Source organism: uncultured Paracoccus sp., assembly GCF_947487305.1.
Taxonomy (GTDB): domain Bacteria; phylum Pseudomonadota; class Alphaproteobacteria; order Rhodobacterales; family Rhodobacteraceae; genus Paracoccus.
Genome location: NZ_CANKWH010000014.1, coordinates 40,055 through 61,571, shown reverse-complemented (window position 1 = coordinate 61,571; position 21,517 = coordinate 40,055). Strand labels below are relative to the sequence as shown.

The 21,517-nt window shown below is 67.4% G+C and carries 19 protein-coding genes and 1 pseudogene; 18 read left to right on the top strand and 2 right to left on the bottom strand.

Annotation, left to right across the window (positions count from 1 at the left end):
- Positions 1 to 8: 8 nt before the first annotated feature.
- Entirely contained in the window at positions 9 to 962 is a 954-nt protein-coding gene (gene coxB / locus Q1A36_RS15840; protein ID WP_366141596.1) for a cytochrome c oxidase subunit II, read from the bottom strand.
- A gap of 230 nt (positions 963 to 1,192) precedes the next feature.
- Between coxB and tldD the strand changes: the two genes are divergently transcribed.
- The 4 genes and pseudogenes from tldD to topA all read left to right on the top strand — a co-directional run bounded on the left by tldD (position 1,193) and on the right by topA (position 7,111).
- Positions 1,193 to 2,614 (top strand): metalloprotease TldD, encoded by a 1,422-nt coding sequence (tldD, locus tag Q1A36_RS15835; RefSeq protein ID WP_299846214.1) that lies wholly within the window; start codon positions 1,193 to 1,195, stop codon positions 2,612 to 2,614.
- Between the two features lie 85 nt (positions 2,615 to 2,699).
- A complete protein-coding gene (gene dprA / locus Q1A36_RS15830) occupies positions 2,700 to 3,860 on the top strand; it encodes a DNA-processing protein DprA (protein WP_299846211.1) in 1,161 nt (386 codons plus the stop codon).
- Between the two features lie 88 nt (positions 3,861 to 3,948).
- Positions 3,949 to 4,305 (top strand): annotated as a pseudogene (locus tag Q1A36_RS15825) (VOC family protein); the annotation flags it as partial.
- Between the two features lie 100 nt (positions 4,306 to 4,405).
- Positions 4,406 to 7,111, top strand: coding sequence for a type I DNA topoisomerase (gene topA, locus Q1A36_RS15820; RefSeq protein WP_299846208.1), 2,706 nt, complete (start codon positions 4,406 to 4,408; stop codon positions 7,109 to 7,111).
- Here the strand turns inward: topA and Q1A36_RS15815 are convergent, their stop codons facing one another.
- Positions 7,112 to 7,822 (bottom strand): prephenate dehydrogenase, encoded by a 711-nt coding sequence (locus Q1A36_RS15815; protein WP_299846205.1) that lies wholly within the window; start codon positions 7,820 to 7,822, stop codon positions 7,112 to 7,114. It lies immediately after the preceding gene.
- A gap of 298 nt (positions 7,823 to 8,120) precedes the next feature.
- On the opposite strand from Q1A36_RS15815, the gene Q1A36_RS15810 reads away from it, so the two are divergent.
- The 14 genes from Q1A36_RS15810 (at position 8,121) to ftsH (ending at position 21,418) form a co-directional block, all read left to right on the top strand.
- The gene (locus tag Q1A36_RS15810; protein ID WP_101752698.1) at positions 8,121 to 8,825 is read left to right on the top strand and encodes a CoA transferase subunit A; all 705 of its coding nucleotides are present in this window, start codon (positions 8,121 to 8,123) and stop codon (positions 8,823 to 8,825) included.
- 3 nt (positions 8,826 to 8,828) lie between these two features.
- A complete protein-coding gene (locus Q1A36_RS15805; protein WP_299846200.1) occupies positions 8,829 to 9,470 on the top strand; it encodes a 3-oxoacid CoA-transferase subunit B in 642 nt (213 codons plus the stop codon).
- A gap of 228 nt (positions 9,471 to 9,698) precedes the next feature.
- Positions 9,699 to 10,289 carry a hypothetical protein gene (locus Q1A36_RS15800; protein ID WP_299846197.1) on the top strand — a complete coding sequence of 197 codons (591 nt, stop codon included), beginning with the start codon at positions 9,699 to 9,701 and terminating at the stop codon, positions 10,287 to 10,289.
- A 50-nt stretch (positions 10,290 to 10,339) separates the two neighbouring features.
- On the top strand, positions 10,340 to 10,729 hold the full coding sequence (gene ybgC / locus Q1A36_RS15795; protein WP_299846194.1) for a tol-pal system-associated acyl-CoA thioesterase: 390 nt from the start codon (positions 10,340 to 10,342) through the stop codon (positions 10,727 to 10,729).
- Positions 10,726 to 11,631 (top strand): D-amino acid aminotransferase, encoded by a 906-nt coding sequence (locus Q1A36_RS15790; RefSeq protein ID WP_299846191.1) that lies wholly within the window; start codon positions 10,726 to 10,728, stop codon positions 11,629 to 11,631. Before ybgC ends, Q1A36_RS15790 begins: the two co-directional genes overlap by 4 nt.
- Positions 11,628 to 12,347: an HAD family hydrolase gene (locus Q1A36_RS15785; protein ID WP_299846188.1), complete on the top strand. Its 720-nt coding sequence runs from the start codon at positions 11,628 to 11,630 to the stop codon at positions 12,345 to 12,347. The genes Q1A36_RS15790 and Q1A36_RS15785 overlap by 4 nt, the downstream gene beginning before the upstream one ends.
- A gap of 150 nt (positions 12,348 to 12,497) precedes the next feature.
- Positions 12,498 to 13,190 carry a protein TolQ gene (gene tolQ, locus Q1A36_RS15780; protein WP_299846185.1) on the top strand — a complete coding sequence of 231 codons (693 nt, stop codon included), beginning with the start codon at positions 12,498 to 12,500 and terminating at the stop codon, positions 13,188 to 13,190.
- Positions 13,191 to 13,193: 3 nt separating this feature from the next.
- A complete protein-coding gene (locus tag Q1A36_RS15775) occupies positions 13,194 to 13,646 on the top strand; it encodes an ExbD/TolR family protein (RefSeq protein ID WP_299846182.1) in 453 nt (150 codons plus the stop codon).
- Positions 13,639 to 15,210, top strand: coding sequence for a protein TolA (locus tag Q1A36_RS15770; protein ID WP_299846179.1), 1,572 nt, complete (start codon positions 13,639 to 13,641; stop codon positions 15,208 to 15,210). Before Q1A36_RS15775 ends, Q1A36_RS15770 begins: the two co-directional genes overlap by 8 nt.
- 133 nt (positions 15,211 to 15,343) lie before the next feature.
- Positions 15,344 to 16,669, top strand: coding sequence for a Tol-Pal system beta propeller repeat protein TolB (gene tolB, locus Q1A36_RS15765; protein WP_299846176.1), 1,326 nt, complete (start codon positions 15,344 to 15,346; stop codon positions 16,667 to 16,669).
- Positions 16,666 to 17,205: an OmpA family protein gene (locus tag Q1A36_RS15760; protein WP_299846173.1), complete on the top strand. Its 540-nt coding sequence runs from the start codon at positions 16,666 to 16,668 to the stop codon at positions 17,203 to 17,205. Before tolB ends, Q1A36_RS15760 begins: the two co-directional genes overlap by 4 nt.
- Complete coding sequence (locus Q1A36_RS15755; protein WP_299846170.1) at positions 17,202 to 18,182, top strand: tetratricopeptide repeat protein; 981 nt, start codon at positions 17,202 to 17,204, stop codon at positions 18,180 to 18,182. The genes Q1A36_RS15760 and Q1A36_RS15755 overlap by 4 nt, the downstream gene beginning before the upstream one ends.
- Positions 18,172 to 19,437, top strand: coding sequence for a tRNA lysidine(34) synthetase TilS (gene tilS / locus Q1A36_RS15750; protein ID WP_299846167.1), 1,266 nt, complete (start codon positions 18,172 to 18,174; stop codon positions 19,435 to 19,437). The genes Q1A36_RS15755 and tilS overlap by 11 nt, the downstream gene beginning before the upstream one ends.
- Positions 19,438 to 19,522: 85 nt before the next feature.
- Positions 19,523 to 21,418 carry an ATP-dependent zinc metalloprotease FtsH gene (gene ftsH / locus Q1A36_RS15745; protein WP_299846164.1) on the top strand — a complete coding sequence of 632 codons (1,896 nt, stop codon included), beginning with the start codon at positions 19,523 to 19,525 and terminating at the stop codon, positions 21,416 to 21,418.
- The last annotated feature ends 99 nt before the right edge of the window (positions 21,419 to 21,517 follow it).

Below are 21,517 nucleotides of genomic sequence, written 5' to 3'. Positions count from 1 at the left end.
CGGCCCGATCAGTTGCTGGCCGGGGCAGCTTCGCCCTCGGCAGCGGGTTCTTCGGCGGCGGGCTCGGCAGCGGCCGGCTCTTCGGCGGTAGCAGCCTCTTCAGCAGCCGGTTCGGCAGCAGCGGGAGCCTCGGCAGCAGCAGCGGCGCCAGCCGGAACCTCGGCCTCGGCCACGGCTTCTTCCTCACCCAGGGTGCCGCCCTGCTCGACCACCCAGGCGTCGAACTTCTCCTGGCTGACGGCTTTCACGACAATCGGCATATAGGCGTGGTTGATGCCGCACAGCTCGCTGCACTGGCCGAAGTAGACGCCCTCTTTCTCGACATTGAACCAAAGCTGGGCGATGCGGCCCGGAACGGCGTCCTGCTTTACGGCGAAGGCCGGAACGGTCCAGGCGTGGATCACGTCATTCGCAGTGACTTGCACCAGCACGTCCTTGCCCACCGGCACGACAACCGAGGTATCGGTGGCCAGCAGGTATTCGTCTTCGGCATAGCCGTAATCGGCCAGTTCCTCTTTCGCCAGCATGATGCCGTCGAAGCTGAGGCCGTTATCCGGGTATTCATATGACCAGTACCACTGGTTGCCGATCGCCTTGATGACCAGATCGGGATTCGCCGGCATTTCCTGCGAATAGAACAGGCGCGGCAGCGAGAAGACCCCGATGGCGATCAGGATCAGCACCGGCACGATGGTCCAGGCGATCTCGATCGGAGTGTTATGGGTGAACTTCGCCGGAACCGGGTTGGCGCGGCTGTTATAGCGCAGGATCACAATCAGCAGCAGCGCGCAGACGAAGATCGTCACGGCAGCAATGATGATCAGCACGAAATGGTCCAGCCATTGCTGCTGATGCGCAAGCTCTGTCACCGGCTCCTGAAAGCTGATGCCGCGTGCATGCGGTTTGCCGATCACCGGCAGATCGCCCAGATTGTCCTGCGCAAAGGCGGCCGTGGCGGCCATCCCACTCGCCGCGAACCCCGTTACTGCCGCGGTTGCACGGCGAATCATCGCTTTTGCCATCGTCCCATCCCGTTACCTTGGCGCGGCCTTCCGGACACGCATGGGTCAGAGGCCGCTCGAGCCGCCCCTTTTCCTTGTTCAGTGACCGTTCTATGACCATATCTCAGCCCATCCGGCAAGACGTAGGAATGTCTAATGGGTGAATTTTCCTGACGGAAAGGACCGTTTTGATGAGCCGAAAGCCCTTTGCCCCGTTCGAGGAACAGATTGACCGCGCGGCGGCGCAGCGGGTGTTGCAGGATGCCGTGGCCGGCGCCGATGACGGAGAACTGTTCCTGGAACGCTCGACCGCCGAGACGCTGGTCTTTGATGACGGCCGACTCAGGAATTCGGGCTATACCGCCCAGCAGGGATTTGGCCTGCGCGCCGTCCGGGGCGAAGTGACGGGTTACGCCCATTCGACCGAGATAAGCGAGGCTTCGCTGAAACGCGCTGCCGAAACCGCCCGGCTGGCGGTGGGTCAGGGCGGCGGCGTGGCCGCCGACGCGCCCGGCCCGCGCGGCCCCGACCTTTACGCGGCCATCGATCCGGCCGGCGACATCTCCATCGCGGTGCGCATCGAGACCCTGCGCGAGATCGACGCCTATGCCCGCGCCGCCGATCCTCGCGTGGTGCAGGTCAGCGCCTCGATCGCCACCTCGCTGCAGGAAGTGGCGATCCTGCGGCCCGAGGGCGGGCTGGTCACGGATATCCGTCCCATGGCGCGACTGAATGTCTCGGTCATCGTCGAAAACAACGACCGCCGCGAATCCGGCAGTGCCGGCGGTGGCGGGCGCATCGGCATCGGCGGGCTGGTCGATCCAGCCCATTGGCGCAGGCTCGTGGACGAGGCGTTGCGCATCGCGCTGGTGAACCTGCGCTCGGTCCCCGCCCCCGCCGGGGTGATGGATGTGGTGCTGGCTCCCGGCTGGCCCGGGATCCTGTTGCACGAGGCCGTGGGCCACGGGCTCGAGGGCGATTTCAACCGCAAGGGTCATTCCGCCTTCGCCGGGCTGATGGGCCAGCGCGTTGCCGCGCCGGGCGTCACCGTCGTCGATGACGGCACCATCCCCGACCGCCGCGGCAGCCTCAGCGTCGATGACGAGGGCACGGCGCCCGCCCGCAACGTGCTGATCGAGGACGGGATTCTGGTCGGCTACATGCAGGACCGCCAGAACGCGCGGCTGATGGGTGTCGCGCCGACCGGCAATGGCCGGCGCGAAAGCTTTGCCCATGCGCCGATGCCGCGGATGACCAACACCTACATGCCCGGCGGCAATGCCGACCCGGCGGCGATCCTGGCCGATCTGAAGGACGGCATCTATGCCGTGGGCTTCGGCGGCGGGCAGGTCGACATCACCAATGGCAAGTTCGTCTTTTCCTGCACCGAAGCCTATCGGGTGAAGAACGGCGTGGTCGGCGACCCGATTCGCGGCGCCACGCTGATCGGCGACGGGGCCACGGCGCTGCAGCAGGTGCGGGCCATCGGCAATGACATGGCGCTGGACCCCGGCATGGGCAATTGCGGCAAGCAGGGGCAGTGGGTGCCGGTCGGCGTGGGCCAGCCGACATTGATGATCGGCGGGCTGACGGTGGGCGGCTCGGCGGCCTGAGCGCCTACGGGAAAACCTGCCAGTCGCTAACCACTTATTAACCTTTCGCCGCTAGACCTGACCTCAGGATGAGGCGAGGGCGGCAATGACGACTGGACCGTTTTCTTTCGACACCCCCAACACCCCACCCACCGCGAAGGACGACGATCTCAGCTTCCTTCGCCTCATCCGCTCTCGCCGCGTGGGGCCGGCGACCTTTCACCGGCTGATCGCCGAACATGGCAGCGCCACGGCTGCGCTGGCCGCCCTGCCCGAGATCGCGCGCGCGGCCGGACTGGAGGATTACACCCCCTGCCCGACCGAGGCTGCCGAGGCCGAATTGCGCGCCGGTCGCCGGCTCGGCGCGCGGCTGTTGCGCTGCGACCATCTCGACTACCCCCCTGCCCTGCGCCAGATCGGGGACGCGCCGCCGGTCCTCTGGGTCCGGGGCGAGCTGCGCTGGCTGCAGGGCGACCCCTTTGCCGTGATCGGCGCGCGCAATGCCTCCTCGCTTGGCCTTCGCATGGCGCGGGGCATGGCGGCGGGGCTGGGCGAGGCCGGGCACTGCGTCATCGCCGGTTTGGCACGCGGCATCGACACCGCCGCCCACAACGCCGCGCTGCCCACCGGCACGGTGGCGGTGATGGCGGGCGGGATCGACCAGATCTATCCGGCCGAGAATGCCATTCTGGCCGCCCAGATCGCCGAAAAGGGCGCGCTGGTCTCGGAACAGGCGCCGGGTGTCGAACCCGCCGCCCGGCACTTCCCGGCCCGCAACCGCATCATCTCGGGCCTTTCGCGCGCCGTGGTGGTGATCGAGGCGGCGCATCGTTCGGGCAGCCTGATCACCGCGAAGAATGCCCTCGATCAGGGGCGCGAGGTGATGGCGGTGCCCGGCCACCCGATGGATGCCCGCGCCGCCGGCTGCAATGCGCTGATCCGCGACGGCGCGGCGCTGGTGCGCTGCGCGGCGGATGTGATCGCCGTGAGTTTCGGAAGCGAGGCCGAGCGCAGGGCCCGGCCCGCGCCGCAGGATGCCAAACCCGTCACGCCGCGCCCGGCCCTGCCGAACCGCGCCTGTGATTCGGGCGGTCCCGCCGGCCTGGAGGCGCGGATCATGAACTGGCTCTCGCCCAGCCCGAGCGACGAGGACGACCTGATCCGGCGGCTTGGGGTGCCGGCCTCGGTTGCCAACAGCGCCATCCTATCGCTGGAACTGCAGGGGATGCTGACACGGCTGGCCGGTGGTCGGCTGGCACGCAACTAGTCCTTCCCGCTGAGGCCCTCCCCTTGTTGCCCCGGCGCGCTTCGTGTTTGCCTGCGGCGTCACGGGCGAAACGGCGAGGGCGGGCAAGATGATCGAGATCACCGGGCTGGACCATCTGGTGCTGACAGTAAGCGACATCGACCGCACGATTGCCTTCTATTCCGGTGTCCTGGGCATGAGGGCCGTCACCTTCGGCGCGGGCCGCACCGCCCTGCAGTTCGGCAGCCAGAAGATCAACCTGCACCGCGCCGGGCACGAATTCGAACCCAAGGCCCATACGCCCCTTCCCGGCTCGGCCGACCTCTGCTTCCTGTTGGCGAACCGGCCCGATCAGACCCTCGCGGCGCTGCAGGCTGCCCGCATCACCATCGAGGAGGGTCCGGTCGCCCGGACCGGGGCCAGCGGGCCGATCCTCTCGATCTATCTGCGCGACCCGGATGGCAACCTGATCGAGCTGGGCCTTTCGACCGCGGCGACGGGGCCAGTTGACACCGCCCGCCGGGCTGCCCATGTTCCCGGCCCAATTGCAAAGCCGCGAGTAGCCCATGCCCGTTGTCGTCGTCGAATCCCCGGCCAAGGCCAAGACCATCGAGAAATATCTCGGTGGCGACTATCGCGTGCTGGCCAGTTTCGGCCATGTCCGCGACCTGCCGCCCAAGGATGGCAGCGTCGACCCCGAGGCTGATTTTGCCATGAAATGGGAGGTCGCTTCCGACAGCAAGAAGCACCTGAAGGCGATCAAGGATGCGCTGAAGGACGACCAGAACCTGATCCTCGCCACCGACCCCGACCGCGAGGGCGAGGCGATCAGCTGGCACCTGCTCGAGGCGCTGCAACCGGCATTGAAGAAGGGCAGCGAGGTCAATCGCGTCACCTTCAACGCCATCACCAAGAACGCCGTGACCGAGGCGATGCAGCATCCGCGCCAGATCGATCAGGCGCTGGTCGATGCCTATCTGGCACGCCGCGCGCTGGATTATCTGGTCGGCTTCAACCTGTCGCCGGTGCTCTGGCGCAAGCTGCCCGGCGCCAAGTCGGCGGGCCGGGTGCAATCGGTCTGCCTGCGGCTGATCGTCGACCGCGAGATGGAGATCGAGGCTTTCCGGGCGCGGGAATACTGGTCGGTCCATGCCCGCCTGGCCACGCCGGGCGGCGATGAATATGACGCCACGCTGACCAGTCTCGCCGGCAAGAAGCTCGACCGCTACGACCTGGCCACCGCCAAGGATGCCGCCATGGCGGTCAGCGCCGTGTCGAGCCGCGATCTTTTCGTGACCGAGGTCAGCGCCAAGCCCGCCAGCCGCAACCCCTGGCCGCCCTTCATGACCTCGACCCTGCAGCAGGAAGCCAGCCGCAAGATGGGCATGGGGGCCAAGGCCTGCATGTCGGCGGCGCAGCGGCTCTATGAGGCGGGTTACATCACCTATATGCGGACAGATGGCATCGACATGGCGCCCGAGGCGGTGATGGCCGCGCGCGATGCGATCAAGGCGAAGTTCGGCGAGAAATACCTGCCGTCCAGCCCGCGCATGTACAAGAACAAGGCCAAGAACGCGCAGGAAGCGCATGAATGTATCCGCCCGACCGACATGATGCTGTCGCCCGACAAGCTGAAGGTCGGCGCCGATGACCAGAAGAAACTGTATGACCTGATCTGGAAACGCACCATCGCCAGCCAGATGGAAGCCGCCCGGATGGAGCGGACGACCGTCGAGATCGGCAGCGAGGACAAGCAGGTGGGTCTGCGCGCCACCGGGCAGGTGATGCTGTTCGACGGCTTCCTGCGCGTCTATGACCAAGGCCGCGACGATGACGAGGGCGAGGACAGCGCCCGCCTGCCGGTCATTCATCAGGGCGAGGCCGCGCGCAAGGTGGCCGAGGCTTTTACCGCCGAACTGGCCAAGGCGCGCGACAAGGGCGGCGACCTGCCCGAGGCGCCGAAAGGTCAGCTGACCGCCCCCGGCACCATCGCCAGCGAGAGCGCCTCGACCGCCGCGCGCCAGCATTTCACCCAGCCGCCGCCCCGCTATACCGAGGCGACGCTGGTCAAGCGCATGGAAGAGCTGGGCATCGGCCGGCCCTCGACCTATGCCAGCATCGTCACCACGATCCAGGACCGCGAATATGTCCGAAAGGACAAGAACCGCCTGTTCCCCGAGGACAAGGGCCGGTTGGTCACTGCCTTCCTGGTGAAATACTTCCCGCGCTATGTCAGCTATGACTTCACCGCCGACATGGAGAACGAGCTGGACGAGATCAGTGCCGGCGACCTGATGTGGCGCGAGGTGCTGGCGCGCTTCTGGAAGGATTTCACCAAGGCGCTGGAAGGCACCAGCGAGCTGCGCATCACCGAGGTGCTGGAGGCGATCGACGACGCGCTGGCGCCGCATCTCTATCCGCCGCGCGCCGATGGCGGCGATCCGCGGGAATGCCCGCTGTGCCATCAAGGCCGGCTGAACCTCAAGACCGCGCGCTCGGGCGGGGCCTTCATCGGCTGCACCCGCTATCCCGATTGCCGCTATACCCGTCCGCTGTCGGCACCCGATGGCGACGAGGCGATGGGCGACCGCATCCTTGGCGATGACAAGGGCGACGAGATCAGCCTGAAGAACGGGCGTTTCGGCCTTTACGTCCAGCGCGGCGAGGCGACCGAAGAGATGCCGAAGCCGCCGCGCGCCTCGCTGCCCAAGGGCTGGGACCCGGCCAGTCTGGATCTGGAACGGGCGCTGATGCTGCTGGACCTGCCGCGCCCGGTCGGGCCGCATCCCGATGATGGCGAGCTGATCGAGGCCGGCATCGGTCGTTATGGCCCCTATGTGAAGCACGGCCCGAAATACGCCAACCTGTCCGATGTCGAAGAGGTCTTTACCATCGGCATGAACCGCGCGGTCGAGGTGCTGGCGGCCAAGCAATCGCGCGGTCGCGGCGCGGCGGTCGCGCCGCTGCGCGAGCTGGGCGATCACCCCGATGGCGGCGCCATTCAGGTGATGAACGGTCGCTTCGGTCCCTATGTGAAATGGGAGAAGATCAACGCCACCCTGCCCCGCGACGTGACGCCGGAATCGATCAGCGTCGAGCAGGCGCTGGAACTGATCGCCGCCAAGGCCGCGAAATCGCCGAATAAGACGACGCGCAAGGCTGCGGCCAAGCCGGCGGGCGAGAAGAAGGCGGCGGCGAAGAAGCCTGCCGCCAAGAAGACCACCGCGAAGAAGGCCCCGGCCAAGAAGGCGGCAGCGAAGAAGGCCGAGTGATCACCCTGTGACCGCGGCCGCGGCGTCGAGAAACCGGCGCCGCACCGGCTCGGCATGGGGATTGTCGTAAAGGATCGTGCGCAAAAGTTCGGGCGAATCGGCCTCGACCATCCGGGCCGCTTCGATCAGGTTCTGAAAGCTGGCGGTCGCCAGCCGTGTCGGCATCGGCCCCAGCGCGCCGAGACTGCGGGCGATCAAATGGGTCAGTCCCTGCACCATGGCCATCTCGGCATCGTGCTGATCCGGAGTTGTAGTCAGCACCTTCAACCCAAGCCAACGCAGGAAGGCCGCCAGCCGGCGATGGTCGCCACCACGCAGCGGGCACCAGGCGAGGCGATGGCCGGCAATGCCGTCGCGCGCGCTTTCCGGACCGAAGAGTGGATGGGTCGCGATGATCCCGACATGATCCGGCAGCAGCGCCTGCATCAGTTCGGCCGGGCGGAGCTTGACCGAGGTGACATCGATCACCACCGCGCCGGGCCGCAGATGCGGGGCGATCTCGCGCAGCACGGGTTCCAGACGCGACAGCGGCACGGCCAGCAGGACGAGGTCCGCGCGGGCGGACTCGGCCAGATCGACCTGTGGCAGGTCATTTGACCGTGTCAGAGGATCGCAGACGCAGATCCGCGCGTGGTTGCGCAGGTGCCGCGCGGCCAGTTGGCCGAAGGCACCAAAGCCGATGATGGCGAGACGGGGTTTCGGGTTCTTCACGGCACGATCTTTCCCTGTGTGGCGCAAGGTCGTGGTGAAGGTTAAAGATCAACCGCAGGCCCCGCGCGGTTGACATGTTCCAGCCCCCGCTATGTCAGCGGGCGGTAATAGGCGTTCAGCAGGGCGAAATGGCTGGTCATGGGTTGCCGATACGCGGCGCCAGCCCCGCCTGTCAAGCCGGTCCGGCGCGGGGCCGGGCCAACCCGTTGCGCATCGCCCGATACCGCCAGCCCACATTGACACCGCTGCCCCTGCACGCGAAGAAAGGCGCGAACCGTCAGATCAAAGGGGGGGACCGATGAAGAAGGTCTATGCCAACGCAACCGAGGCACTCGATGGCCTCTTGAAGGACGGCATGCTGATCGCAGCCGGCGGCTTCGGCCTTTCGGGCATTCCCGAACTGCTGATCGCGGCGATCCGCGACAGCGGCGTCAAGGACCTGACGGTGGCCAGCAACAATGCCGGCGTCGATGATTTCGGTCTGGGCCTCCTGCTGCAGACCCGGCAGGTCAAGAAGATGATCTCCTCCTATGTCGGCGAGAATGCCGAGTTCATGCGCCAGTATCTCTCGGGCGAGCTGGAGCTTGAATTTAACCCGCAGGGCACGCTGGCCGAGCGGATGCGGGCCGGCGGCGCGGGCATTCCGGGCTTCTACACCAAGACCGGCGTCGGCACCGTCATCGCCGAGGGCAAGCCGGTGATGGAATTCGACGGGCAGGAATACATTCTCGAGCGCGGCATCGTCGCGGACCTGTCGATCGTGAAGGCCTGGAAGGCCGATGACACCGGCAACCTGATCTTCCGCAAGACCGCCCGCAACTTCAACCCGCCCGCCGCCATGTGCGGCAAGGTCTGCGTGGCCGAGGTCGAGGAGATCGTCCCGCGCGGCTCGATCGATCCCGATCACATCCACCTGCCGGGCATCTATGTCCACCGGATCATCCAGGGTCCGCACGAGAAGCGCATCGAACAGCGCACCACCCGCAAGCGTGAGGAGGCTTGATCCATGGCCGTTGAGCAGAAGGGCTGGGACCGCAACCAGATGGCCGCACGCGCGGCCGAGGAACTGGAAGACGGCATGTATGTGAACCTCGGCATCGGCATTCCGACGCTGGTGGCGAACTATGTCGGCGACAAGGACATCACGCTGCAGTCGGAGAACGGCATGCTGGGCATGGGCCCCTTCCCCTATGAGGGCGAAGAGGATGCCGACCTGATCAACGCGGGCAAGCAGACCATCACCGAGTTGAACCGCACCAGCTATTTCGACAGCGCCACCAGCTTTGCCATGATCCGCGGCGGCAAGATCGCGGCGGCGATCCTGGGCGCGATGGAAGTGGCCGAGAACGGTGATCTGGCGAACTGGATGATTCCGAAGAAGCTGGTCAAGGGCATGGGCGGCGCGATGGATCTGGTCGCGGGCGTGGGTCGTGTGGTGGTGGTCATGGATCACACCAACAAGGCCGGGGAATCCAAGGTTCTGAAGGCCTGCACCCTGCCGCTGACCGGCAAGGGCGTGGTGGACCGGATCATCACCAATCTGGGCGTGCTGGACGTGGTGCCGGGGGGCTTGAAGATCGTGCAGCTGGCGGATGGCATCAGCGAGGACGAGCTGCGCGCCTCGACCGAGGCGACCATCGTCAACTGAGGGATCTTGCGGGGCGCTGCCCCGCACCCCGGGATATTTTCGTGAAGAAGAATTCGGCGCGCGTTGCATTGTGCAACACGCGCCGTTTTTGTTGCGAAACCCAGCGATTGCTGGGGATATGGCTGCACAGGGCGTACACAGCTTGCGCACAGGGCGTGCACAGCGCGTACACCGGGCGCAGCAACAGGTGCGGTTGCGGCGCTGCGGCGGTCGGCGTAAGCCTCGGCCATGACCGAACCGACGCTGACCCCCGACGAAATCGCCGCGCTGTTCACCCGCGCGGATGGAAGCTTTCTCTGCGCCCGCTGGGGCCGGCCGGTGGCGCCGGTGATCTTTGGGCTTTCCGACGAGACGCTGGACATCTTTCGCAGCGCCATTCGGGCGGTGACGGGCCATGCCGGGCTGGCGCTGGCCGAGACCGATCCCGAGATGGGCAGCAATCTGATGATCTTCTTCGTCCCGAACTGGGACGAGCTGTCGGACGTGCCCGATCTGGACCGGCTGACCGGCCAGCCCGGCCTGCCCGCGCGGCTGGCCGGGGCCGGGGCGGACCAGTACCGCCTGTTCCGCTTCGACCCCGATGGCGGCATCCGCGCCTGCCTGACCTTCGTTCGGCTCTCGGGCGCGCTGGCCGATGCCCATCCGGCTGAGCTGGCCGAGGCACTGGCGGTGCGGGCCATGCTGACCTTTGCCCGCGACGTGACCCCTTCGCGCCCGCTGGCGGCGCTGATCCGGGTGGCCTATGATCCGGTGTTGCCGGTGGCCTCGACCGATCCGAGCCTTGCGCTGCGGCTGGCGGCGCGGATGGCCGCCGGATAAGCGCCGTGGGGTGATTGCAGCGGCGCGAGACCAGCCCTAGTCTCGCCGCCATGAACCATCGCATCACACTGCGCGTCTATTACGAAGACACCGATCTGGCGGGCATCGTCTATTACGCCAACTATCTGAAATTCATCGAGCGCGGGCGGACCGACTGGCTGCGCGATCTGGGCGTCGATCAGGGCGCGCTGAAGGAGCGCGAGGGCGTGGTCTTTGCCGTCCGCCGGGTCGAGGCGGATTACCTGTCGCCGGCCCGCTTCGACGACCTGCTGGTGGTCGAGTCGAGCCTGCACCAGATGACCCCGGCGCGGATCGTCATGGATCAGCGGGTGCTGCGGGCCGATGCGGTGCTGTTCACCGCCCGCGTCACCGTGGCCTGCCTCTCGGCCTCTGGCCGGCCCGTGCGCCTTCCCGAAACCGTCCGAAAGGCGCTGCAATGACAGAACACCGTTCCAGCCATGACGCAGCGCATGACCCGCGCAATGACGACATCCTGATCTGGGTGAACGGAAGTCTGGTGCCGAAGGCTCAGGCGGTGGTCAGCGTCTATGACAGCGGCTTCATGATGGGCGATGGCATCTGGGAGGGGCTGCGGCTCTATAACGGGCGTTGGGCCTTTCTGGACCTGCATGTCGAGCGGCTGTTCGAGGGGGCGAAGGCCATCGACCTGGAGATCGGCATGAGCGCCGACCAGATCGTTGCGGCGCTGGAGGAGACGGCGCGGGCCAATGGCATGACCGGCGATGCCCATGCACGGCTGATGGTGACTCGGGGGCCGAAGATGCGGCCCTTCCAGGACCCGCGCCTGTCGCGGAGCGGGCCGACCATGGTCATCATCATGGAGCATTCGGTGCCGGTCGACCGCATGGCCAAGGGTATCCGCCTTGCCACCGTGCCGAATGTGCGGGGGATGCCGATGGCGCAGGATCCCAAGCTGAACAGCCATTCCAAGCTGAACTGCATCCTCGCCTGCATCGCCGCGCAGAAGGCCGGGGCGGACGAGGCGCTGATGCTGGACCCGCAGGGCTTTGTCTCGACCACCAATGGCTGCAATTTCTTCATAGTGCGGAAGGGCGAGGTTTGGACCTCGAACGGGGATTACTGCATGAACGGCATCACCCGTCAGGCGGTGATCGACCTTTGCCACGAGAACGGCATCCCCTGCCGCGAGAAGAACTTCTCGCTGGTCGAGACCTATTCGGCCGATGAAGCCTTCCTGACCGGCACCTTCGGGGCGCAGACTCCGGTGGCCGAGATCGATGGTCGCAGGATCGGCGATGGCGGGGCCGGGCCGCTGACGCGTCGGCTGCGCGATCTCTACAAGGCAAAGGTGGGGGCGTGACCACCCGGATTGCCATGTGGTCGGGGCCGCGCAATCTCTCGACCGCGATGATGCGCAGCTTTGGCGCGCGGGGCGATTGCGCCTGTGTGGACGAACCCTTCTATGCCGCCTACCTGGCGGCCACGGGGCTTGACCATCCGATGCGCGAGGCGGTGCTGGCCAGCCAACCGCAGGATTGGCGGGTGGCGCGGGACGCGCTGATGGGACCGGTGACGCAGCCGATCCAGTATCAGAAGCACATGGTCCAGCACATGCTGCCGGGGATGGACACCGACTGGCTGGACGGGCTGGAGAATGTCTTCCTGATCCGCGAACCCGAGCGGGTGGTAGCGAGCTTTTCCGCCAAGCGCGGGTTGCCGGATGCCGATGAGCTGGGCTTTCGGCGGCAACGCGAGCTTTACGAGGAACTGACGGCGCGGGGCGCGCGCCCGGTGGTGATCGACAGCGCCGACATCCGCCGCGCTCCGGAACCGGCGTTGCGGGCGCTTTGCGCGGCCATTGGGATTGATTTCACCCCGCAGATGCTGGGTTGGACGCCGGGCGCCAAGCCCGAGGACGGAGTCTGGGGCGCGCATTGGTATGATGCGGTGAACGGCTCGACCGGCTTTGCCGGGGCAGAGGGGCAACTGCCGGTGCTCGAGGGTGAACTGGCCGCGCTGGCTGCGAGCCTGCGCCCGGATTACGAGACCGTTGCGGCGCGGAAGCTGGTCATCTGAACGCGGCCGGCAGGCTCGGTTGACGCCACGGCGACCTGTGGCACACACGCCTCCCTCGCGCCATTGTGTTGGTCAACCCCCTGACCCTTCTGGTAAACAGCCGCTAGAAGGCCGCCCCAGAACGGCAGACCGAAATCATGAGGCAGTGAGATGGAACCCCTTCAGGCCGCGCAGGCCATCGACTTTTCGCTGATCGCGCTTTTCCTGCGCGCCTCGCTGACGGTCAAGATCGTGATGATCGTGCTGATCCTGGCCTCGTTCTGGTCCTGGGCCATCATCATCCAGAAGCTGATCGCCTATACCTCCGCGCGCACCGATGCCAATGGCTTCGACCGCCGCTTCTGGTCGGGCGAGCCGCTGGACGATCTTTACGACCGGATGAGCGACCGCCCCAAGGGCGCGATGGAGCGGATCTTTTCCGCCGGCATGACCGAATGGCGGCGCAGCCATCGTGACGATGGCGGGCTGATCCCCGGCGCCACCCAGCGCATCGACCGGGCGATGAACGTCGCAATCCAGCGCGAGGAAAGCCGGCTGATGCGCGGGCTGTCCTTCTTGGCCACCACCGGCTCGACCGCGCCCTTCATCGGGCTTTTCGGAACCGTCTGGGGCATCAAGACCGCCTTCGAGGGCATTGCCGTCAGCCAGAACACCAACCTTGCCGTGGTCGCGCCGGGCATTGCCGAGGCGCTGGTTGCCACCGCGCTTGGCCTTCTGGCCGCGATCCCTGCCGTGGTCTTCTACAACAAGCTTTCGGGCGATGCCGACCGGATCGTCGGCGGCTGGGGTGCCTTTGCCGACGAGTTCTCGACCATCCTGTCGCGGCAGCTGGACGGGGAGTAACCCATGGCCGACGTCGTCACGCGCGAGCGCAGGAAGGGCCGGGGCCGCCGGCGCAACAAGCCGATGGCCGAGATCAACGTCACGCCCTTCGTCGACGTGATGCTGGTGCTCTTGATCATCTTCATGGTCGCCGCGCCGCTGCTGACCGTGGGCGTGCCGCTGGAACTGCCGCGCACCGCCGCGACCGCCGTTCCCTCGGAGCCCGAGGAGCCGCTGGTCATCTCGGTCACGGCGGAAGGCCCGATCGTGCTGATGAACGAAGAGATCGCCGAGGCCGAACTGGTCAGCAAGCTGCAGGCGGTGATTGGCGAGCGCCAGACCGACCGGATCTTCCTGCGCGCCGATGGCGCGATCCCCTATGCCCGCGTGGTGCAGGTCATGGGCGCGATGAATGCCGCCGGCTTCACCAATATCGTGCTCGTTACCGATGCGGGCGGCCCGCGCATGGATGGCTGAGCCGATGGACCGTTCGGAACGGATCGGCAGATGGGTCTCGGGCGTCGGCCATGTCGGCATCCTGGGCTGGGCCGCGATCGGGGGCGCCCTGTTTGGGCCGCAGCCCTCGCCGCCGATCCAGATGACCCAGGTCGCGACCATGACCGAGGCCGAGTTTCAGGATTTCGCCGCCGCCTCGCGCGGGGCCGGCCCGGTGCAGGGCCAGCAGCAGGAGGTGGCGACGCTGCCCCAGCCTGCGGCCGATGACGTGCAATCTGGCGCGCTGGAAGCGGCGCAATCGCCCGAGCCCGAGGCCGAGGCGCAGCCTTTGCCCGAACCCGAGACCGAGGACGCGCCTGACCTGACCGATCTCTCGGAGGCACAGCCGCCGGTCGAGGTCGCGACGGCGCTGCCGCAGCAGGAACTGCCGAGCCGCAGCGAGGAACCGGCGGAAACCGCGCCGCAGCCGGTGACGCCCCCGGCACCCGAGACTGCCACGCCGCAGCCCGAGGCGCCGGAAACCCCGGCTTTGCCCGATGCGGCCGTGACCCCGCCGAGTGTGCCCGAACCGCCGGCACCGCCGCGTTCGGAACTGGCGCTCGATAATTCGCCGCGTCCGCGTGGCCGGCCCGATGGGCTGGTAGAGAACCGCAACCGTCGGTTGGCCGAAGAGGCGCGGCAGGCGCAGGAGGCCGCGCGCCGTCAGGCCGAGGCCGAAGAGGCCGCGCGCGAAGAAGCCGCCGAGGCGGAGCGTCAGGCGGCAGCGGCCGAGGCCGAAGCCCGTGCCCGTGCCGAGGCAGAGCAGGCCCGCGCCCGCGAGGAAGCGGCCGCGCGCGAGGCCGAGGAGGCCCGACGCGCAGAAGCCGAACGGCAGGCGGCCGCAGAGGCCGAGGCCGAGCGGCTGGAACAGGAACGGCTGGAGCAGGAGCGCGAAGAGGCGGACCGCCTCGCTGCCGAGGAAGCCGAGCGCCAGCGGAAGGAGGATGAACGCCTCGCCGCTGAGGCTGCCGAGCGCGAGCGGGAAGCCGCAGAAGCCGCCGAGGCCGAGCGCGACCGCATCGCCGCCGAAGAGGCGGAGCGCGCGCGTCAGGAGGCCGCCGAGGCTGAACAGGCCGCCCGCGACGCCGAGGCTGCCGCCGAAGAGGCCCGCCAGCGCGCCGAGGAAGCCAGCCCCGATCAGGACGCGCTGACCGCCGCCCTGTCCGAGGCGCTTGGCGATCCGGCAGCGGACAGTGACAGCAGCGGCGGCGCGACCGATGGCGCGCCCCTCTCCTTGAGCGAGCGCGAGGGTTTCCGGCTGGCGATCAACGAATGCTGGCGCGTCGGCTCGCTGTCGCGCGAGGCGCAGGCGACCAGCGTGACCGTGGCCTTCTCGATGTCACAGAACGGGATGCCCGAGCCGGGCACCATGCGGCTGATGGGTCATTCCGGCGGCAGCCCCGCTGCGGCGCAGCAGGCCTATGAGGCGGCGCAGCGCGCGGTGCTGAACTGCGCCGGCACCGGCTACGGCCTGCCGGTCGAGAAGTACAATCGCTGGAAGGACGTGATCATCGACTTCAGCCCCAATGGCGTGGGGGTGAAGTGATGCCGGTCCTGCGCGCGAGGGTTGCCGCGATGGCGAAATGTCACAACCGCAAGATTATTGTCATAGAAAACGCGCACCTGCGCGGCGTTCCCGACTGATGGCGCTTCCCCGTGCCGCGATACAAAGGTAGACCGTGACCATGATGCGACACCTGACCCTGGCCCTGGCCCTCGGCCTGACCACCGCCCTCACCGCCCCCGCCTTCGCGCAGGATGACGGCCCTCTGCGCATCGAGATCACCGATGGCGTGGTCGAGCCGCTGCCCATCGCCATCGCCGCCTTCCAGGGCAGCGACGAAGTGACCGGGCTGGTGCGCAACCTGATCGCCGCCGACCTGACCGGCACCGACCTGTTCCGCGAGATCCCGACCAGTGCGCATCTGTCGAGCCGCGAAAGCTTCGAGGAGCCGATCGCCTATGAGGACTGGCGGGCGGTCAATGCCGAGGCGCTGGTCACCGGCGAGGTCACGGTTACGGGCGATACGGTCAGCGTCAAGTTCCGGCTGTTCGATGTGGTCTCGGGCCAGCCGCTTGGCGACGGGATGCAGATGCAATCGGCCAAGGCCGACTGGCGCCGCGCCGCCCATAAGGTCGCCGATCAGGTCTATGCACGGCTGACCGGCGAAAAGCCCTATTTCGACAGCCGCGTCGCCTTCGTGCAGGAATCCGGCCCCAAGGATGCGCGGATGAAGCGGCTGGGGATCATGGATTACGACGGCGCCAATATCGACTGGATGACCGACGATTCCGCGCTGGTCCTGTCGCCGCGCATGTCGCCAAATGGCAATTCCATCCTGTTCACCAGCTTCGAATCGGGCTTTCCGCAGATCAAGCTGATGGATGTGGCCAGCGTCACCTCGCGGCCGCTGACGCAATCCGCCGACAGCATGGCCTTTTCGCCGCGCTATTCTCCGGATGGCCGCTGGATCGTCTTCTCGCTGGAGAAGGCCGGAAACTCGGACATCTGGCAGATGGACCCGGCCAGCGGTGCCGCGCGCCCGCTGATCGAATCGCCCGCGATCGAGACCTCGCCGAGCTATAGCCCCAATGGCAGCCAGATCGTGTTTGAGAGCGATCGTTCCGGCACGCCGCAGCTTTACACCATCGCCGCAGACGGCAGTGGCGAGCCGACGCGGATCAGCTTTGGCGAGGGCCGCTATGGCACGCCGGTCTGGTCGCCGCTGGGGGATCTGATCGCCTTTACCCGGCAGATCGGCGAGAAATTCCACATCGGGGTGATGCGGGCCGATGGCTCGAACGAGAAGATCCTGACCGAATCATTCCTTGACGAGGGCCCCACCTGGGCGCCCAATGGCCGGGTGGTGATGTTCACCCGCGTCACGCCCGGCGGCAATGGCGAGCCGAGGCTGCATTCGGTGGACATTACCGGTCGCAACATGCGACCGCTGGATCTGAGTTTTGCGGCCTCGGACCCGGCCTGGGGGCCGCTGCTGCCATGAGGGACAAGATGAAACACCATGTGACGATTGCGCTTCTTGCCGTTGCGGCTCTGCTGTCGGCCTGCGCCCAGCCCACCCCGCCGCAGATCATCAGCGATCCCTATGCCAATGCCGGCGCGGGCGCGGTCTATCAGGGCGACCTGCAGGGCGGCTCGCTTGGCGGCACGGCCAGCGCCGAATATTTCCGCACGACGGTCGGCGATACGGTGATCTTCCCGGCGGACCAGACCACGCTGACCGCCGAGGCGCGCACCATTCTGGCCCGTCAGGCCGCATGGCTGAACGAGAATACCGGCTTCACCGCCAGCGTCGCCGGCCATGCCGACGAGAAGGGCACGCGGGAATACAACCTCGCGCTTGGTGCCCGCCGCGCCAATTCGGTGCAGGAATACCTGATCTCGCAAGGGGTCGAGGCCGGGCGCGTCCGCACCAACACCTATGGCAAGGAACGCCCGCTTGAGGTCTGCTCGACGGAGCTCTGCTTTGCCAAGAACCGCCGGGCGCAGACCGTGGTTACGCAAGGGGCCGGCGCATGATCCGCAGCGCGGCGCTTGCCCTGGCGCTGGCCCTCGGGTCGGCGGGCCTGGCCGGCGCGCAAACGGCGGAGGCACCGAAGATGCCAGAACTGGAGGTTGCACCAGCCAGCCCCGAGGCCAGTCCTCCGGCCAACTCGAAGGCCGACGCGGCGACGCTTGCTGATCTGCGCGCCCAGCTGGGTCAGCTGACCGACGAGTTGCAGGCACTGCGGGCCGAACTGGTCGCCTCGGGCGCCGCCGGGTTTCAGGCTGCCGGGGGCGACAGCGCCATCGACCGGATGAACGCGATGGAGGCGCAGCTGAGCCGGCTGACCGGCCAGACCGAGAAGCTGCAGCACGAGATCCAGCGCGTGGTGCTCGACGGCACCCGACGGATCGGAGATATCGAGTTCCGCCTGTGCGAGATGGACGCGAATTGCGATCTTGGCGCGCTGATGACGCAGCCCGATCTGGGCAGCCAGGGCGGCGGCGGGATTTCGGTCGGCGGGCAAGCGGCGCAAGCGACGGCGGAGGAAACCGGCGCGACCACACCCACCGGGGCCGAGCAGCAGGATTTCGACCGGGCCCAGGAGGTGCTCGGTCAGGGTGACTTTCTCCGCGCCGCTGAACTCTTCGCGGCCGTCGCCCAAACCCATGCCGGCGGACCGCTGACCGCCGAGGCGTTGTTCATGCGCGGCTCGGCGCTGGACAGCGCGGGCGATGCCAAGGGCGCGGCAACGGCATGGCTTGAGGCCTTTGCGGCCGATCCGCAGGGCAGCCGCTCGGCCGAGAGCCTCTTGGGCATTGCGCGGATCATCAGCGCGACCGACCAGCCGCAAACCGCCTGCCTCTATCTCTCCGAGATCCCGGTTCGCTTTGCCGGCACGGATGCTGCGACCGAGGCCGAGCGGCGGATGGCGGCGCTGGAGTGCGGTGCGGGCGAATTGCCAGTGGGCACTGACCCGGAAGCCGCAGCCGATCTGGCCGATGAAGGCTGAGAGCGCCGGCGGCGACCCCGTCGCCTTCCGTGTTCATGCCGCGCTGGACCGCATGGCGGGCGATCTGCCGGGGCTTGGCATCGCCCTGTCGGGCGGCGGCGATTCGACCGCGCTGATGCATCTGGCGAAAGGCTGGGCGCGCGGACGGCGGCTGATGGCGGCCACGGTCGATCACGCGTTGCGCGAGGGCAGCGCAGAGGAGGCGCAAGTGGCGCGCCGGGCGGCGCTGGCGCTGGACATCCCCCATGCTACCCTGCTCTGGCGCCGCGATACCGAGGCCGGCAACCTGATGGCCAATGCCCGGGACGCGCGGCTGCGGCTGATCTCGGGCTGGGCGCAACGCAACAATCTGACGGCGGTTCTGCTGGGTCATACGCTGGACGATCAGGCCGAGACATTGCTGATGCGCATGGCGCGCGGCGCCGGCATCGACGGGCTGGCCGGCATGGTTGAATGGCGCGACGCCTTCGGCGTCCGCTGGCTCAGGCCAATGCTGGGCGTGGGCCGGGCCGAGCTGCGCGACTGGCTGTCGGCGCGCGAGATCGGCTGGATCGATGATCCGAGTAACGAGAACGAGGGTTTCGACCGGGTGCGGATGCGCAAGGCGATGGCGGCGACCGGGCTGCGCCCCGAGCCGCTGGCGCTGGCGGCCGAGAACATCGCGCTGGCGCGCGAGGCGCTGCAATTCTACACCGCCGAGGCGGCGCAGGATGCCGGCACCGCCCATGGCTCGCTGGTCCTGCCGCGCGGCCCCTTTCGCCGCAGCCCACCCGAGATCCACCGCCGCCTGATCATCGCGGCCACCCGTTGGATCACCGGGGCGGACTATCCGCCCCGCCGCGCCACCGTCAGCCATGCGCTGGCGGGCATTGCCGCCGGCAGCCGGGTGACGCTGGATGGCGCGCTGCTGGCGCCCTCGGGCGACCGGCTGCGGATCATCCGCGAACCCGCCGCCGCGCTGCGCGCCGCCCCGGCCCGCCCCGACGGCGATGACAGCGACCTGATCTGGGACAACCGCTGGCGCATCGGCGGGCTGCAGCCCGGCCAACATGTCGCCGCGCTGGGGTTCGAGTCGCTGACCCTGCCGCAAGCCGCCTGGCGCGCCTCGGGCCTGACCCGCGACGAGGCGGCCAGCAGCCCGGCCATCTGGGAGGGCGAACGGCTGGTCGCCGCCCCGGTTATGCGCCAGACGCCCTATACCGCCCGCCCGGTGAGGGGGCTCGAGCAGTTTCGGGGGCTGATCTTTGCACATTAACCCGCGCGCGTGGCAAAGCGCGCATTGAACCCCGCCCGATAATCCCTATTTTCTGTCGCAACTGTTTCCGCTCGGAGGTCCCGTCTTGGGCAATGCACGCAATCTGGCCGTCTGGGTCGCCCTGTTCCTGATGGTGCTGATGCTGTTCAACGTCTTCAATGACGGTGGCGCACCGCTGAACAGCCGCCAGATCACCTATTCCGACTTCATCCAGCGCGCCCAGAGCGACCAGATCCAGTCGGTCACCATCGATGGCGAGGACATCACCATCGTCGGCACCGACGGGCAGAACTATGTCACCGTGCGGCCGATGGGCGAAGAGATCACCGACAAGCTGATCGCCGAGGGCGTCGAGGTTCAGGTTGTCAAGCAGCAGCAATCCGGCTTCATGTCGATGCTGGGCGTCTGGCTGCCCTTCATCCTGCTGATCGGTGTCTGGATCTTCTTCATGAACCGGATGCAGGGCGGCGGTCGTGGCGGCGCCATGGGCTTTGGCAAGTCCAAGGCGAAGCTCCTGACGGAAAAGCATGGCCGCGTTACCTTTGACGACGTGGCCGGCATCGACGAGGCGAAGGAAGAGCTGGAAGAGATCGTCGAATTCCTGCGCAACCCGCAGAAATTCAGCCGCCTCGGCGGCAAGATCCCGAAAGGCGCGCTGCTGGTCGGCCCTCCGGGCACGGGTAAAACCCTGCTGGCCCGCGCTATCGCCGGCGAGGCGGGCGTGCCCTTCTTCACCATTTCGGGTTCCGATTTCGTCGAGATGTTCGTCGGCGTCGGCGCAAGCCGGGTGCGCGACATGTTCGAGCAGGCCAAGAAAAGCGCCCCCTGCATCGTCTTCATCGACGAGATCGACGCCGTGGGCCGCGCCCGTGGCGTGGGCATCGGCGGCGGCAATGACGAGCGCGAGCAGACGCTGAACCAGCTTCTGGTCGAGATGGACGGCTTCGAGGCCAACGAAGGCATCATCATCATCGCCGCCACCAACCGCAAGGACGTGCTGGACCCGGCGCTGCTGCGCCCCGGCCGCTTTGACCGCCAGATCCATGTGCCGAACCCCGACATCAAGGGCCGCGAGAAGATTCTCGGCGTCCACAGCCGCAAGGTGCCGGTCGGTCCCGATGTCGACCTGCGCATCATCGCCCGCGGCACGCCCGGCTTCTCGGGCGCCGACCTGATGAACCTGGTGAACGAGGCCGCGCTGGCCGCCGCCCGCATCGGCCGCCGCTTTGTCAGCATGGAAGATTTCGAGAATGCCAAGGACAAAGTCATGCTGGGCGTCGAGCGCCGCAGCATGGTCCTGACCCCCGAGCAGAAGGAAAAGACCGCCTATCACGAGGCCGGTCACGCCATCGTCGGCCTGTCGCTGCCGAAATGCGATCCGGTCTACAAGGCGACGATCATCCCGCGCGGCGGTGCGCTGGGGATGGTGGTGTCGCTGCCCGAGATGGACCGGCTGAACTATCACAAGGACGAGGCCAAGCAGAAGCTAGCCATGACCATGGCCGGCAAGGCCGCCGAGATCATCAAATACGGCGAAGAAGGCGTGTCGAACGGCCCGGCCGGCGATATCCAGCAGGCCAGCCAGCTGGCCCGCGCCATGGTGATGCGCTGGGGCATGTCCGACAAGGTCGGCAATATCGACTATGCCGAGGCGCATGAGGGCTATAACGGCTCGACCGGCGGCTTCTCGATCTCGGCCTCGACCAAGGAGCTGATCGAGCAGGAGGTCCATGACCTGATCGAACAGGGCTATCAGGACGCCCGCCGCATCCTTCTGGAGAAAGACGAGGAATTCGAGCGTCTGGCCAAGGGCCTTCTGGAATACGAGACGCTGACCGGCGAAGAGATCGGCAAGGTCATTCGCGGCGAGCAGCTGGGCGGCGATGACAATACGCCGGGCAGCTCGATCCCCTCGGTGACCTCGGTGCCGAAGGCGGGCGAGGCGAAGCCCGCGCCCGGCGGCGACCCTGCCCCGGCCTGAGCCAGAGCGAACCCGAAACCCCGGCCCCTCGCGGTGACGCATTCTCGGTTGTAGGACACGAATTCACCGGTCAACCTGCGGAACTCAGGAATGGCGCGT